At 44.3% G+C, this 13,712-nt stretch carries 15 protein-coding genes; 8 read left to right on the top strand and 7 right to left on the bottom strand.

Features of this window, described 5'->3' with window-relative positions; all coding sequences use genetic code 11:
• Nucleotides 1-11: 11 nt before the first annotated feature.
• The 7 genes from glnD to CW740_RS08930 all read right to left on the bottom strand — a co-directional run bounded on the left by glnD (nt 12) and on the right by CW740_RS08930 (nt 5,812).
• On the bottom strand, nt 12-2,660 hold the full coding sequence (gene glnD, locus CW740_RS08960; protein ID WP_106647186.1) for a [protein-PII] uridylyltransferase: 2,649 nt from the start codon (nt 2,658-2,660) through the stop codon (nt 12-14).
• A gap of 3 nt (nt 2,661-2,663) precedes the next feature.
• Nucleotides 2,664-3,500 carry a type I methionyl aminopeptidase gene (map, locus tag CW740_RS08955; protein WP_106647185.1) on the bottom strand — a complete coding sequence of 279 codons (837 nt, stop codon included), beginning with the start codon at nt 3,498-3,500 and terminating at the stop codon, nt 2,664-2,666.
• 196 nt (nt 3,501-3,696) lie between these two features.
• Nucleotides 3,697-4,047, bottom strand: coding sequence for a DUF1428 domain-containing protein (locus CW740_RS08950; protein WP_106647184.1), 351 nt, complete (start codon nt 4,045-4,047; stop codon nt 3,697-3,699).
• Nucleotides 4,048-4,095: 48 nt separating this feature from the next.
• Nucleotides 4,096-4,290: an AtpZ/AtpI family protein gene (locus CW740_RS08945; RefSeq protein ID WP_106647183.1), complete on the bottom strand. Its 195-nt coding sequence runs from the start codon at nt 4,288-4,290 to the stop codon at nt 4,096-4,098.
• 48 nt (nt 4,291-4,338) lie between these two features.
• Complete coding sequence (locus CW740_RS08940) at nt 4,339-4,890, bottom strand: DUF7010 family protein (protein WP_106647182.1); 552 nt, start codon at nt 4,888-4,890, stop codon at nt 4,339-4,341.
• A 12-nt stretch (nt 4,891-4,902) separates the two neighbouring features.
• Entirely contained in the window at nt 4,903-5,271 is a 369-nt protein-coding gene (locus CW740_RS08935; RefSeq protein WP_106647181.1) for a hypothetical protein, read from the bottom strand.
• 118 nt (nt 5,272-5,389) lie between these two features.
• The gene (locus CW740_RS08930; RefSeq protein ID WP_106647180.1) at nt 5,390-5,812 is read right to left on the bottom strand and encodes a DUF3617 domain-containing protein; all 423 of its coding nucleotides are present in this window, start codon (nt 5,810-5,812) and stop codon (nt 5,390-5,392) included.
• Nucleotides 5,813-6,273: 461 nt separating this feature from the next.
• Here CW740_RS08930 and rpsB point away from each other — a divergent pair, with 461 nt between their 5' ends.
• The 8 genes from rpsB to rseP all read left to right on the top strand — a co-directional run bounded on the left by rpsB (nt 6,274) and on the right by rseP (nt 13,708).
• A complete protein-coding gene (rpsB, locus tag CW740_RS08925) occupies nt 6,274-7,008 on the top strand; it encodes a 30S ribosomal protein S2 (protein WP_106647179.1) in 735 nt (244 codons plus the stop codon).
• A 107-nt stretch (nt 7,009-7,115) separates the two neighbouring features.
• The gene (gene tsf / locus CW740_RS08920) at nt 7,116-7,985 is read left to right on the top strand and encodes a translation elongation factor Ts (RefSeq protein WP_018624345.1); all 870 of its coding nucleotides are present in this window, start codon (nt 7,116-7,118) and stop codon (nt 7,983-7,985) included.
• Nucleotides 7,986-8,045: 60 nt separating this feature from the next.
• Nucleotides 8,046-8,762, top strand: coding sequence for a UMP kinase (pyrH, locus tag CW740_RS08915; RefSeq protein ID WP_106647178.1), 717 nt, complete (start codon nt 8,046-8,048; stop codon nt 8,760-8,762).
• Between the two features lie 102 nt (nt 8,763-8,864).
• Complete coding sequence (frr, locus tag CW740_RS08910) at nt 8,865-9,422, top strand: ribosome recycling factor (protein ID WP_106647177.1); 558 nt, start codon at nt 8,865-8,867, stop codon at nt 9,420-9,422.
• 87 nt (nt 9,423-9,509) lie between these two features.
• Complete coding sequence (locus CW740_RS08905) at nt 9,510-10,232, top strand: isoprenyl transferase (protein ID WP_106647176.1); 723 nt, start codon at nt 9,510-9,512, stop codon at nt 10,230-10,232.
• A 3-nt stretch (nt 10,233-10,235) separates the two neighbouring features.
• Nucleotides 10,236-11,126, top strand: coding sequence for a phosphatidate cytidylyltransferase (locus CW740_RS08900; RefSeq protein WP_106647175.1), 891 nt, complete (start codon nt 10,236-10,238; stop codon nt 11,124-11,126).
• Nucleotides 11,126-12,328, top strand: coding sequence for a 1-deoxy-D-xylulose-5-phosphate reductoisomerase (gene ispC, locus CW740_RS08895; RefSeq protein ID WP_188459712.1), 1,203 nt, complete (start codon nt 11,126-11,128; stop codon nt 12,326-12,328). The genes CW740_RS08900 and ispC overlap by 1 nt, the downstream gene beginning before the upstream one ends.
• Before the next feature lie 42 nt (nt 12,329-12,370).
• A complete protein-coding gene (rseP, locus tag CW740_RS08890; protein ID WP_106647173.1) occupies nt 12,371-13,708 on the top strand; it encodes an RIP metalloprotease RseP in 1,338 nt (445 codons plus the stop codon).
• Nucleotides 13,709-13,712: the final 4 nt, after the last annotated feature.

Raw genomic sequence — 13,712 nt, 5'->3', positions numbered from 1 at the left:
GTTTTAATCAATTAGCCGGCAATGGCTTCTAATATTTTTTGCTTAACTTGTTTGAGTTCAGCCTTATCTTTTAGAGGCTGATTATTACGACGACTCAAGGTAAAGGTATCTTCAACTCGTTCACCGAGGGTCACAATCTTGGCCGAGTGGACTTTTAACTCGCAGTCCATAAAGGCCTGCCCCAATTTTGCCAAAAGTGCAGGGCGATCCAAAGCGGTAATTTCCAATGTGGTCAAATTGGATTTTTCGTCATAACTAAAAGCTATACGAGTTTTGACATTGAAATGTTTCAGGCGGCTTGGAACAGCGCGAGTAACGTCGAGTTTACGGTGTTCGAGATCGGACAGACCATCAATTAGATTGTCTCGAATTTCCTGAATACGTCGCTCATAAGAAAGAGGATGACCTTGCTCATCAAGCACAATGAAAGTATCCAGGCATAACCCCTTGGGCGACGTGTATAAGGTTGCAGCTTGAATATTCAGGTGATTCTGACTAAGTAGGGCGGTAATTGCGGCAAACAGGTCTCGTTGATCCTCAATCGCGATAAATACTTCGGTGCCAGCCTGTGAACGGTGATTCTTAATTGCAACGTAAGGAAGTTCAGGTTGCGACATCAACTGTTCGGTTTGCCAGATAATTTGCTCAGGGTGGTAACGCAACAAATATTCATCACCAAGCTCTTCAAGCAACTCTCGAATTGGCTCAATGGAGTCGCCAACCTTACCAAACTGTTCCAGCACCTGCTGGCGAGTATCCTGTACCATTTCGCTTTGGTTGGCGCGAGGTGTGGATTGAGTCAGATACTGCTTGGTGGCTAAAAACAATTCTTTCAGCAATGACTCTTTCCAAGAGTTCCATAGTGTTGGGTTGGTTGCACGAATATCGGAAACCGTTAATACATAAAGCAATTCAAGATGCAGAATGGATGGTATCTGCTTGGCAAAGGTTTCGATAATGTTCGGATCGCTAATATCTTTGCGTTGAGCAACCAGTGACATAATTAGATGGTTTTTGACCAGCCATGACACCAGTTCGCAGATATGAGGCTCAAGGCCGATACTTTGTGTGTATTCGAGCGCATCAATGGCCCCAAGTTCAGAGTGATCGCCACCTCGACCTTTGCCAATATCATGAAAAATGGCGGCCAGATAAAGCGGTGTAGGATCGACCAAGGTTTTCATAATCTTACTGCACAGAGGAAATTCCTGCTGAAACTCTGGCTTGTTGTAGCGAATAATGTGGCGAAGTAGAAATAAAGTGTGCTCATCAACCGTGTAGGCATGAAACAGATCAAACTGCATCTGTCCTTCAATCTTGGCAAAAAGAGGAATCAGGGAGCCAAGAATATTGGTGCGCTTCATTAAAGCAAAACCACGACTGGTTAATTGCTTGGTTGATAAAAACTCTTTGAAGAAGCTGATGTTTATCGGATCGTTACGATATTGCTCATTAACGATTTGCTGACTGGAGCGAATGATCCGCAACGTACGAGCTTCGATTTCATGAATCTCAGGATGCAGTGAAATATGACGGAAAATTTTGATCAGGCAGTGAGGCTTCTTATAAAACAGGTCGGGATCGTTGGCCCCAATGCGACCTTTGTAGATATAAAAATCATCATCAAGATCAATGACTTTCTGACGCTCGTCTGGGCGCAAGTGTTCCTGTTCAAAAACCTGAATGAATAGTTCGTTCAAATTTCGAATCGACATAACAGCGCGATAATAACGCTGCATCATATGCTCAACCGCAAGCTTATGGTCATCATCTTCGTAACCAAGCCACTCTGCGACTTTTTTCTGATGCTCAAATAAAAGCCGATCTTCCCGCTTGTCACACAGTACGTGTAATGCAAATCGAACACGGTTTAAGTACTGCTGGTGATTAATCAGACTTTTATATTCGCGACGAGTGAAAATGCCATGTGCAATCAGGTCATGCAAACTGCTAGTTTTAAAATGTTTGAGCGTAATCCACTGCATCACCTGTAAATCACGCAGTCCACCCGGATTAGATTTGATATTCGGCTCAAGGTTAAAGGAAGTGTCCTTGAACTTAGCATGGCGAGCACGCTGCTCGCTGACCTTGGCTCTGAAAAATTGCTCCGAGGGCCAGAAAGTGTCTGATTTAACGACTCTTAGCAAATCTTTGAACAGATTATTTTCACCGCACAGGAATCGTGATTCAATCAAATTGGTTGCTACTGAGATATCGGTACGTGCAAGCTCTTCGCATTGGCTGACCGTTCTAACACTGTGACCCACTTCCAGGCCAATATCCCATAGAAACGCAAGCCATGACTCCAGTTCCTGAGTGTGTTCAGAATTAGAGTCTTCGCTTAATAGAACCAGGATGTCGAGATCCGAGTAGGGCTGTAATTCTTCTCGACCATAGCCACCTACCGCAACTAAAGCCGAATGGCCATTGACCTGAAACTGTTGCCAACTGGAAATCAGGATGTGATCGAGCAGAGCACTGCGAGCTTTCAAAAGCTGGTTAATACTGGTGCCTTTCTGGAATTGCCTAACCAGCGCATCAAGACCAGCCTGTAAGTAGCCTTTATAGCTTTTAAGGCGTGCTACTGGATCGCTGGCATCGCTTCCTTTAAATAGCTCTGCTGCTTTCGGTAGGTAATTGTATTTATCAGGACTGGCCACGATTTATTTGAAAGGCTCTTCGCTACGGCGAGTTAATACCTCAACTCCGTCAGCAGTAACCAATAAAGTATGTTCCCATTGCGCTGACAATGACTTGTCTTTGGTCATTACTGTCCAGCCATCTTTTTTATGGTGTTTAACGAATCGTTTGCCAGCATTTACCATTGGCTCAATGGTGAAGGTCATGCCTTCTTTTAGCTCAACGCCGGTACCAGGACGGCCGTAATGCGTGACCTGTGGTTCTTCATGGAAGGTAGCGCCAATGCCGTGTCCGCAATATTCTCGCACGATAGAATAGCCTTTTCCTTCGGCATACTTCTGAATCGCTGCACCTATATCGCCCAGTTTTACGCCAGGCTTGACCATGTCAATAGCCAGATAAAGAGCTTCCTGGGTGGTGTCGATTAATTTTTTTGCCTGCGGCGTAGGCTCGCCAACTACGAACATCTTGCTGGTATCGCCGTGGTAGCCATCTTTAATCACGGTCACGTCAATATTGACGATATCGCCATTACGCAGAGGTTTCTTACTCGGAATACCGTGGCAGACCACATCATTAACCGAAGTACAGACTGATTTAGGGAAACCACCATTGCGCACAGGAGCCGTTGGCTGGCCGTTTTCATCTAAAGTAACAGGGTAGGGTGAGCCACCGTAGTATAGGGGCGCAGGGTAACAGCCCTGCACCTTAACGATATGCTCATGACAGATGTCATTGAGTTCTTCGGTAGTCACGCCTTTCTTGACGTGCTCACCGATCATTTCCAGTACTTCCGCTGCCAGACGCCCGGCAACGCGCATTTTTTCAATTTCTTCAGGAGTTTTAATAGTAATCGTCATCTTCTGCCCAAATGATGCTCTCACAAAGCCTTACTATTCAAGGGGTTAGTGAAAGCTGAAACGGTAACTCGTAATTTGCGCTCTATTCTAACGAATTGTAGGAAACAAGGGAAACTGGATAGTAAAAACCGCCAGTTAATATTGGCGGTTTCTGCGGTGTGTCAAGTATAGAGAGGCCGAGACTTATCTTCAGATTCTACAGCTCCAGCAATACATCAAACCCACCGTAGATCATTCTTTTGCCATCAAATGGCATTGGGCTTTTTTCAGGGTCGAGGCGCGGGTCTTTCATTATAGCTTCCCAGCCTTTATCTCGAACTTCTTTCGAAGGCCAGGTAACCCAAGAAAAAATAACTCTTTCATCATCCTTGCATTTGACCGCCATTGGAAACGAAGTGATTTTGCCTTCAGGAACATCATCCGCCCAACACTCAACAATTTTCAACGCGCCATATTCTTTAAAAATGTTACCTGCGTATTCAGCATGCTCCTTGTAGGCCAGTCGATTGGCCTCCGGTACTGCTGCTACAAATCCATCTACGTACATCCTAGTCTCCTTAGAAAATTAAACTTAAGTATATGACAATAAGAACATTTAACCTTTTTTCTTCTTATCTATGGCAAGACCAACAACAAGACCAATTGCAATGCCAATCGGAATGCCAAGTGCAATATTGTCTAAGGCTACACCTAATGCTGCGCCAACACCGACCCCAACAGCCATAAAGGCACCAACGTAAGTTTGCGGTTCTTTCTTTTGATCATTCTGATCTGGTTGTTTGTTATCCATAGTGTTCTCTTATTAAGTTATGTGTTGAGTATTTACAGGTATATCAAATCAGCTTGAAGATGTCACAAATTCCTGTTTGTAGGATGCAAAAATAAGGCTACCGAATACAAGCTCAATTGCGCCGCCAGCAAATGCTCCGAACATAACAGGAGGGTTGAGGTAATACAGTCCGAAAGCTGCAGCAATTAACACGCCACCTAGAAACCAAAAGACTTTCATGCCGTAAAGCGTAGAAAAGGTCAAGTAACGGCCACCAATGACTAACAACATAGCAGGGAAGAACCACTCAACTTTATATAACGATGCCGCAAACGCAATCGGTATCGACAGTAACATCCAGAAAGTACCTTCCATCGCTAATGGTCCCAAGGGATTATTTTTATCGTGTTTGCCAGAAGCACCGAAAAGCTTACAAATCAGGATGGAGAGCGGGAAAATAAACATGCCGCCAATAATCAACGCAGCAATTCCGTATTTAGGTGTGCTATAAACTGTGACCGCTCCAGCTATTAGCCAAATCAAACCAGAAGACACCACACCTGGCGCACCGCCGTAGTATGAACGTCGCATGTTTTGTTGTGCATCAGTAAGCGTCATCATTTTTTTTCCTTCTTAGAGATTATATTGTGGCCTGTTACTTAATTGATGGCTCTTTGAACGATACCATAAATAATAAATACCGATAGCTGTTCCAATAGGGAACGTGATTAGCAGGCTTATTGCAGCTATAAGACTTAAATTGTGTTGGGTTGTTTTTTGTATGAATGAATAAACACCTGCAAAAAAAACGATAAGCGCATGAGAAATTATGGCTGATAGGAGTATAAGCTGGAACGGGCTTAACACCTCTTTTGAGTAAAGTGCAGTGTTTGTTTCAGCAAATCGCTCCATGATATGGGGTAACCCAAAAGTCAGTACGGCAACTGCAATAACCCCATAAAGTAAAAAAAGCCAAGTTAATCTATATTCGTGTTTGTTCATGTGTTGTTCTTTTCATTTATTCATAAGACGGGTTCCATCATGCGACTTTAATTCTAAAGTAATTTTTAGGGGCGTCATGGCTACCCCAGGATTTACTATACTTTTCTATTCTAGTGCATTACTCAGTTTCAGGGCAGTCGCCTAGACGTTTTGACTTCCAATGCATGCTCATTGTCATTTCCTGCCCCATTCCACTTAGTGCCAGTTCCATTTTACCGTTACCTTTGTCGCCATTAACTTCATATTCACCGTCTATAGAAGAAGTCATGCCAGCATCCTCACAGCGCATACCAAATGTGAGTTTGTTGCCACTTAATGCATTTTCAGTCAACTGGCAGCCTTGCATGTCCTTAGTCAGCTCCTCAGGGTCAAAATACCTTTCCTTGATGCATTCTTTTTGAGTGTCAGTGGTTTCCTGACCACTGAATGGGTCAGTTCGAGTCATAGTGGTTTCCCACAATCCTGGTTCTACTTCCAAACCTTTTGCAAGAGCTAGGGCAGGAAGAAGCAAAGAGCCGATTAAAAGTGCCTTGTATTTCATGATATGTATTCCTTTAAGTTAATTGCAGTACCTTACTTTAGTCGATTTGAAAGGCTATGTCAGGAATCAACGTCAAAGTTCAAATAGGTGTATATTAATACAAACCTGTTTGGCGTAACTCATGCATGTTCTCAAAATGCCTCAGACAGGTTTAGTCACCAAGCATGTATTTACGAAAGGCGTTTCAAGCTAATCAAGGCCCATAAGCCCTTCTAATTCTTATGCAAGGCCAATTAAGAAGATAAGCCAAAAGCGACAATATTAATTGCTTCAAACCCTTAAAAATGGTATAAAGCGCGCCGTGGCTGGCAAGTGCGTCTATTTTTGATGGATTTCTAGTCACTAAACTTAAACTACACACGCAAATCGGCACATTTGCCGGGGTGCTCAGCCAGAAATAGCTGGTCTGGGTCGGGAAATGGGATTTGCGGAGGCTTAACCCGAAATTCGGAGAATTTATTATGTCTAAAGTTAGTATGCGTGACATGCTACAGGCGGGCGTGCATTTTGGTCACAAAACCCGTTTCTGGAACCCTCAAATGCGTCCATATATCTTTGGTGCGCGTAACAAGATCCACATCATCAACCTTGAAGAAACAGTACCTATGTTCAACGATGCGTTGAATTACCTGGGTAAAATTGCTTCTAACAAAGGTAAAATTCTGTTTGTTGGCACTAAGCGTGCAGCTAGCGATATCGTAAAAGAAGAAGCGACTCGTTGTGGTCAGTTCTTCGTTGATAAGCGCTGGTTGGGCGGTATGTTGACTAACTACAAAACTATTCGTGGCTCTATTAACCGTTTGAAAGACTTAGAAAAACAGTCTGAAGACGGTACTTTCGAGCGTTTGACTAAGAAAGAAGCTTTGATGCGTCGTCGTGAGATGGAAAAATTAGAAGCTTCAATCGGTGGTATCAAGAACATGGGCGGTTTGCCTGACGTATTGTTCGTGATCGACGCTGACCACGAAAACATTGCTATCGCAGAAGCTAACAAAATGGGTATCCCAGTTGTTTCTGTTGTTGATACCAACTCAAGCCCTAAAGGCGTTGATTACATCATTCCTGGTAACGATGATGCGATTCGTGCCATTCGTCTATACTGCGCAGCGGTTGCTGATGCGGTTCTTGACGGCAAACAAAGCAGCGCGACTACTGCCGATCAAAGCGACGAGTTTGTTGAGGCTGAAGAAGCTTAATCAACGGGCTGACAATGCTTTTCTAAGGGGGCGATGCCCCCTTTTTTGAATTATTTACTGATATTCGTTGCAGGATTTAAGCAACGAAAGATATGCGGAGAGAAATCATGGCTATTACTGCAGCATTAGTTAAAGAATTACGTGAGCGCACTGGCGCTGGCATGATGGAGTGTAAAAAAGCTCTAGTTGAAGCTGACGGCGACATCGAGTTAGCGATTGATAACATGCGTAAATCAGGTCAGGCGAAAGCGGCTAAAAAAGCAGGCCGTATCGCTGCTGAAGGCGTTATCATGGCGAAATCAAACGGCGGTGTTGGTGTGTTGGTTGAAATCAACTCAGAAACTGACTTCGTTGCTCGTGATGAAAACTTCTTGAAGTTTGCTAACGCGGTTACTGATTTAGCACTAGAAAAAGGTATCGGCGATATCGAGACTCTAAACAGCACTGCAATGGAATCAGGCGAAACTGTTGAAGAAGCTCGCGCTAACCTGGTTGCTAAAATTGGTGAAAACATCACTGTTCGTCGTGTAACTAAAGTTGAAGGCGACAACCTGGGTGCTTATATCCACGGTGGTCGTATCGGCGTATTGGTTTCTGTAAACGGTGGTGACGAAGACTTAGCTAAAGACGTGGCTATGCACGTTGCAGCAAGTAACCCTCAGTTCAACAAAGCTGATGACGTTGCTCCAGAAGTTATTGAAAAAGAGAAAGAAATCATCAAAGCTCAACCTGATATGGAAGGCAAACCTGAAGAGATCGTTGAGAAAATGATGGTTGGCCGTATCAAGAAATTCGTTGGTGAAATCACTCTTGAAGGTCAAAACTTCGTTAAAGATCCATCAACAACTGTTGGTGCTTTAGTAAAATCTAAAGGCGCTGAAGTTGTTTCATTCACTCGTTTCGAAGTGGGTGAAGGTATCGAGAAGAAATCAGAAGATTTTGCTTCTGAAGTTGCCGCTCAAATGGGCAAAAAGTAAGCTAGGCTTAGCTTAAGGTAACCATTCTCGATAGACGCGATAGTTAAAGAGGAACCGCGCATGACAAACCCGGCTTACAAACGAATCTTGTTAAAATTAAGTGGTGAAGCACTGATGGGGCAGGAGGCGTTTGGAATCGACCCTTCGATTCTGGAGCGTATGGCAAAAGAAATTAAAGGGTTGAGTGAGCAGGGTATCCAAGTTGGCGTAGTTCTGGGAGGCGGTAATATTTACCGTGGCCAGAAGCTATCCGAAGCTGGCATGAACCGTGTGACAGGTGATCACATGGGCATGCTGGCTACTGTAATGAATTCGCTGGCTCTGCAAGATGCTTTTGAGCGTGTTGGACAGCCAGCGAAAGTTTTATCGGCAATGCCTATCGATGGGGTTTGCCAAGGCTTTTCACGTCGCGGAGCTATCAATGCTCTTGAGAAAGGCCGTGTTGTCATCTTCTGTGCCGGTACAGGCAACCCATTCTTTACTACAGATACAGCTGCCTGTTTGCGCGGTATTGAGATTGATGCTGATTTAATCTTGAAAGCGACCAAGGTTGATGGAGTTTATTCCGCAGACCCAGCTAAAGATAAGAATGCTGTTCGATATGAACAGTTAAGCTATAAAGAAGCTCTTGATAAAGAGCTCGCTGTTATGGATTTAACCGCATTCTGTCTAGCTCGTGACCATAATAAAAATATTCGTGTATTTGATATGACTAAAGCCGGCGCTTTAGAAAAAGCAGTTTTTGGTCATAATGAAGGGACATTGATTCATCCCTGATAGAACCATACGTCCGGAGAACTAACCGGCCGTTGATCCCAGCCCGAATTTGGGCATAATAGCCCTTGCTAATAAGAAACAAGCAAAATAGGAGAATATTCTGTGATTAACGACATTCAAAAAGACGCTGACCAGCGTATGGATAAGACCATTGACTCTTTTAAGAGTGACTTGGCAAAGGTTCGTACCGGTCGTGCCCACCCTAGTTTGCTTGAGCACATTATGGTGCCATATTATGGTGTTGATACACCGATCAATCAGGTCGCCAGCATCAGTGTGCAGGAAGGTCGTACTCTGTTATTGCAAATCTTTGATAAGGGTGCCATTGAAGCTACTGAAAAAGCGATTCTGAAATCAGATTTAGGCTTAACGCCAAGTGTAGCAGGGCAGGTACTTCGCATCACGCTTCCACCACTGACAGAAGAGCGTCGTAAAGAGTTTATTAAAGTGGTTAAAGGCGAAGCTGAAAACGCTAAAGTTGCTGTTCGCAATATTCGTCGTGATGCGAATAACTCATTGAAAGAATTAGAAAAAGAAAAGGAAATCTCTGAGGACGAATTGCGTCGTGCAGAGGACCTTATCCAGAAGTTGACAGACGCCAAGGTAGCGCGTATTGATGATATTTTGGCGGAGAAAGAAAAAGAATTGATGGAGATTTAATTTCCACAATGCTATTTCATGAACGCCGTGGGCTTATGCTTCGCGGCGTTCTTGTATTTAAGTCTTTGAAATTTAGGGTTGAACAGGGTGTCAGATAAGCAAAAAGCTACAACCGATAAGCTTCCCCAGCATATTGCCATTATAATGGATGGTAATGGACGCTGGGCACAGGCACGTGGCAAAAAACGCGTATTTGGCCATAAAGCTGGCATGGAAAGGGCACGCGAAATGGCTGAAGCCTGTGGTGAGTTAGGGGTTAAGTACCTCACGCTATTTGCTTTTAGTAGTGAAAATTGGAACCGCCCACCTGAAGAAGTCAGTTTTCTGATGGATTTATTTGCAACCAGTCTTAAGAACGAATCAAAAAAACTGAATAAAAATAATGTCCAGCTGAAAGTTATTGGCGACAAGGACGGTTTTGATAAAGGGTTGCAGAAAGCGATTGATAAGGCCGAAGCTCTGACTGCTGACAATGACGGGTTGGTTCTTAATATTGCCGCGAACTATGGTGGTCGTTGGGATATATTGCAGGCTGTTCAGAAGCTATTGAACAGCGGTCAAGAGGTCACCGAAGAAAACTTGAGCAAGTTATTGGCGACAGGTGACGCCCCGGAACCTGATTTGCTTATAAGAACCGGTGGTGAAAAGCGAATCAGCAACTTTTTATTATGGCAGGCTGCCTATTCCGAGCTCTACTTCAGTGATGCTCTGTGGCCTGATTTTGATAGTGAACACTTAAAGTTAGCATTAGCTGACTATGCACAAAGACAAAGACGCTTTGGCAAAACCGGTGAACAGGTAACAGGGTAAATTATGTTGAAACAAAGAATTATTACTGCGCTAGTGCTTCTACCATTGGCGATTGCACTGCTTTTCTACCCTGGGCTTAAGGTCTTTTCACTAATCCTCATCCCAATCTTCGGTATCATTGCCTGGGAATGGAGCCGCCTGTTACAAACAAATACTTTTGTTAAGACGCTATTTATAGTGATAGTTCTGGCGGCTCTTGGCGGGATTTATTATTGGTTAACTCAACGTGAGTTTTTTGAATACCCCACAATCCCCAACAACTGGACCGAAGTCCATCCTTTTAAACTGTTAATGGTTTCGATCATGGCCTGGGTCGTAGCGTTTGTGTTAATTCTTCTTTACCCAAAAGCCGGTCGAACGTGGTTGCGCGGACCATGGATACGTGCGCTATTTGGGGTGGTATTTTTAGCGGCAGCCTGGCTGGCTATCGTGCTGATTCGTAGCACCGACATACTGCAAAATCACTTCTATGGTGGTTGGTTACTGCTGTTGATGTTTGTCGTTATCTGGGGCGCTGACGTCGGTGCATATTTCTTCGGCAAAACAATGGGAAGACATAAACTGGCGCCGGTTGTCAGCCCGAATAAAACCTGGGAAGGTGCCATTGGCGGTCTGGTAACCGCAACGGTTCTGTCAACAATTGCTGCCTTCTTTATAGGCTTATCCTTTTCGTTGAGTTGGTTCGTCCTATTGGCAGTTATTTTGGTGGTGGTCTCAGTAATTGGTGATCTGTTTGAAAGCATGCTCAAACGACAGGCAGGTATTAAAGACAGCAGTCAGATCTTACCGGGACACGGCGGCTTACTGGACAGACTCGATAGCACTTTATCGGTAGCACCATTCTTTATTGTTGCGTTACTTATTTTTCAACACGGCTTTAGCCTTAGTTTGTGATTATGACTGTTCAACGTGAATCTATCTGCATACTTGGTGCGACTGGCTCCATTGGAACCAATACGCTCGATGTCATTAGACGCCATCCTGAGCGCTATCGGGTCTTTGCACTGACAGCAAATCAAAACATTGATTTGTTGTTTAAACAGTGTGTTGAGTTTGAGCCTGAGTATGCCGTGCTAACAAGTTCAGAGTATGCAGAGTCACTTCAAGTCAGGCTAGCCGAGCATAATGTTTCTAGCAAAGTTTTGGTCGGCAACGAGCAGCTTGCCTGGGTCGCAGGGCATGACAGCGTAGATACAGTAATGGCGGCAATCGTCGGTGCTGCAGGCCTGTTACCAACTTTGGCAGCGGTTAAAGCTGCTAAGAAAGTTTTATTGGCCAACAAAGAAGCACTGGTTATGTCCGGTGCTATTTTTATGCAGGCAGTAAAAGAGAGTGGGGCGACGTTATTGCCGATAGACAGTGAGCATAATGCGATATTTCAATGTCTACCGGAACATTTTGTTGCACGTGGTATCCAATCCTGCGGTATTCACAACATCGTTTTGACAGGCTCGGGTGGCCCGTTCTTAACGAAACCATTGGCTGAATTCTCTGTAATTAGTCCGGAAGAAGCCTGCGCGCATCCAAACTGGACTATGGGACGAAAAATCTCGGTGGATTCAGCCACCATGATGAATAAAGGGTTGGAATTAATAGAAGCCTGCTGGTTATTTGATGTCCAGCCTCAGCAGATAGAAGTGGTATTGCACCCGCAAAGTATTATTCATTCAATGGTTCGTTATCAGGATGGCTCTGTGTTAGCACAGATGGGCAATCCAGATATGCGTACGCCAATCGCCCATGCGCTGGCTTTCCCTGAAAGAATTAGCGCAGGTGTTGAGCCCCTTGATTTCATGCAGATAAGCCAGTTGACCTTTGAACAACCCAGTTATGAACGGTATCCCTGCTTGAAGCTAGCTAAAGAAGCTATGGAGCTTGGTGGCAATACTCCTGCTCGATTAAATGCAGCGAATGAGGTCGCGGTCGCCGCTTTTTTAGATGAAAAAATTAACTTTGACCAGATTGCGGTGGTCATTCAGCAGACATTAACAGAAACAGCGTATGCTGAAGTGATTGATTTAGAGTCAGTGCTGGCAGCAGATAAGCAGGCGAGAGAACGTGCACAGAATATTGCCGATGGGCTGGGTAAAAATTAAGGTGCTCGCATTGATTGGCAAAAGATTGAGAACTTATTACTAATGACGGATTTTTTATACAGTATTTTTGGTTTGTTGATCCTGCTTGGTGTTCTGGTCACTTTTCACGAGTGGGGTCACTATTGGGTTGCGAAAAAGCTTGGCGTAAAAGCGCTAAGGTTCTCAGTAGGATTTGGCAAACCAATTTGGGGGCGTACCAATAAACATGGTACTGAGTTTGTTGTTGCCCCCATTCCTTTAGGCGGTTATGTAAGATTTGTCGATGAGCGTGAAGGCGATGTAGCCGAAGAAGACTTGCCTTACGCATTTAACCGCCAGCCAGTCTGGAAACGAATCTTGATTGTTTTGGCAGGACCAATGGCCAATTTCCTATTAGCTATATTGGTTTATGCCGCTGTGTATATGATGGGCATAGCGGTTGGAAAGCCCTTTGTGACGGACGTTTTACCTAATACGGTTGCTGCTCAGGCAAACTTTCCGGAAAACAGTGAAATTCTCTCGGTTGATGGCGTACCAGTAAAAAGTCTGGAAGATGCGGTTTTTGCTTTTGTAGACCATATTGCTGATGACAAGACCATTGATGTAGAAGTGAAGCCACTCGGACAGGATCCTACAGTAGTTACTTTAGATGTGAGTCAATGGCAGGAACCTGATGAAGGTACAATCTTTGATAGCCTGGGGCTCGATTTTGGTCCCGTAAATGGTCCTCCTAAATTAGGCACAGTTGTGCAAAATTTGCCAGCCGATAAGGGTGGGTTAAAAGCACAGGATCAGATCCTGTCGGTCAATGGCCAAAACATCAGTCTGTGGAGTGAGCTCGTTGAGTTTATTGAGAATAACCCCAATAAAGCGCTGGAACTGGTGGTGTTAAGGAATGGAGTCCAGCAGGAGTTAACCGTTACTCCACAGCCAAATGAGCGAGATCCCAATATTGGGTTTGTAGGAATTAGCCCAGCTTTCCAAGGCTATAACGTTATCAACTATGGCTTTTTTGAGTCTATAGGCAAGGGCACCGAGCAGACCTGGGTGATGATCGAGCGGATAGGTAGTTTTCTCGGCAAGTTGGTGACCGGAAAACTCTCAATCAAAAATCTGGGTGGGCCCGTTGGTATTGCGCAGGGTGCAGGGCAGACTGCACAGGCTGGAATGGTTGCATTCTTGCTTTATCTCGCTATGATAAGCGTCAATTTAGGCTTCGTGAACCTTTTGCCAATCCCAATGTTGGATGGTGGTCATTTAATGTACTATCTCGTCGAACTTGTTCGTGGCAAGCCTGTCTCTGAAAAAATTATGGAACTTGGTATGAGAGTTGGCATCATACTAGTGCTGACAATCATGGCGATTGCGCTATTTTTCGATATAAACCGAATAAACCAATAGAGAA

The organism is Kangiella profundi, assembly GCF_002838765.1.
In the GTDB taxonomy this organism is placed as follows: Bacteria; Pseudomonadota; Gammaproteobacteria; order Enterobacterales; family Kangiellaceae; genus Kangiella; species Kangiella profundi.
This window is presented reverse-complemented; position numbering and strand designations above follow the sequence as displayed.

Coding starts and splice junctions, on each gene's coding strand:
- rpsB (WP_106647179.1), top strand. CDS start 6,274: ATGTCTAAAGTTAGTATGCGTGACATGCTACAGGCGGGCGTGCATTTT.
- pyrH (WP_106647178.1), top strand. CDS start 8,046: ATGACAAACCCGGCTTACAAACGAATCTTGTTAAAATTAAGTGGTGAA.
- map (WP_106647185.1), bottom strand. CDS start 3,500: ATGACGATTACTATTAAAACTCCTGAAGAAATTGAAAAAATGCGCGTT.
- CW740_RS08930 (WP_106647180.1), bottom strand. CDS start 5,812: ATGAAATACAAGGCACTTTTAATCGGCTCTTTGCTTCTTCCTGCCCTA.
- rseP (WP_106647173.1), top strand. CDS start 12,371: ATGACGGATTTTTTATACAGTATTTTTGGTTTGTTGATCCTGCTTGGT.
- tsf (WP_018624345.1), top strand. CDS start 7,116: ATGGCTATTACTGCAGCATTAGTTAAAGAATTACGTGAGCGCACTGGC.
- CW740_RS08935 (WP_106647181.1), bottom strand. CDS start 5,271: ATGAACAAACACGAATATAGATTAACTTGGCTTTTTTTACTTTATGGG.
- CW740_RS08940 (WP_106647182.1), bottom strand. CDS start 4,890: ATGATGACGCTTACTGATGCACAACAAAACATGCGACGTTCATACTAC.
- CW740_RS08950 (WP_106647184.1), bottom strand. CDS start 4,047: ATGTACGTAGATGGATTTGTAGCAGCAGTACCGGAGGCCAATCGACTG.
- CW740_RS08945 (WP_106647183.1), bottom strand. CDS start 4,290: ATGGATAACAAACAACCAGATCAGAATGATCAAAAGAAAGAACCGCAA.
- CW740_RS08900 (WP_106647175.1), top strand. CDS start 10,236: ATGTTGAAACAAAGAATTATTACTGCGCTAGTGCTTCTACCATTGGCG.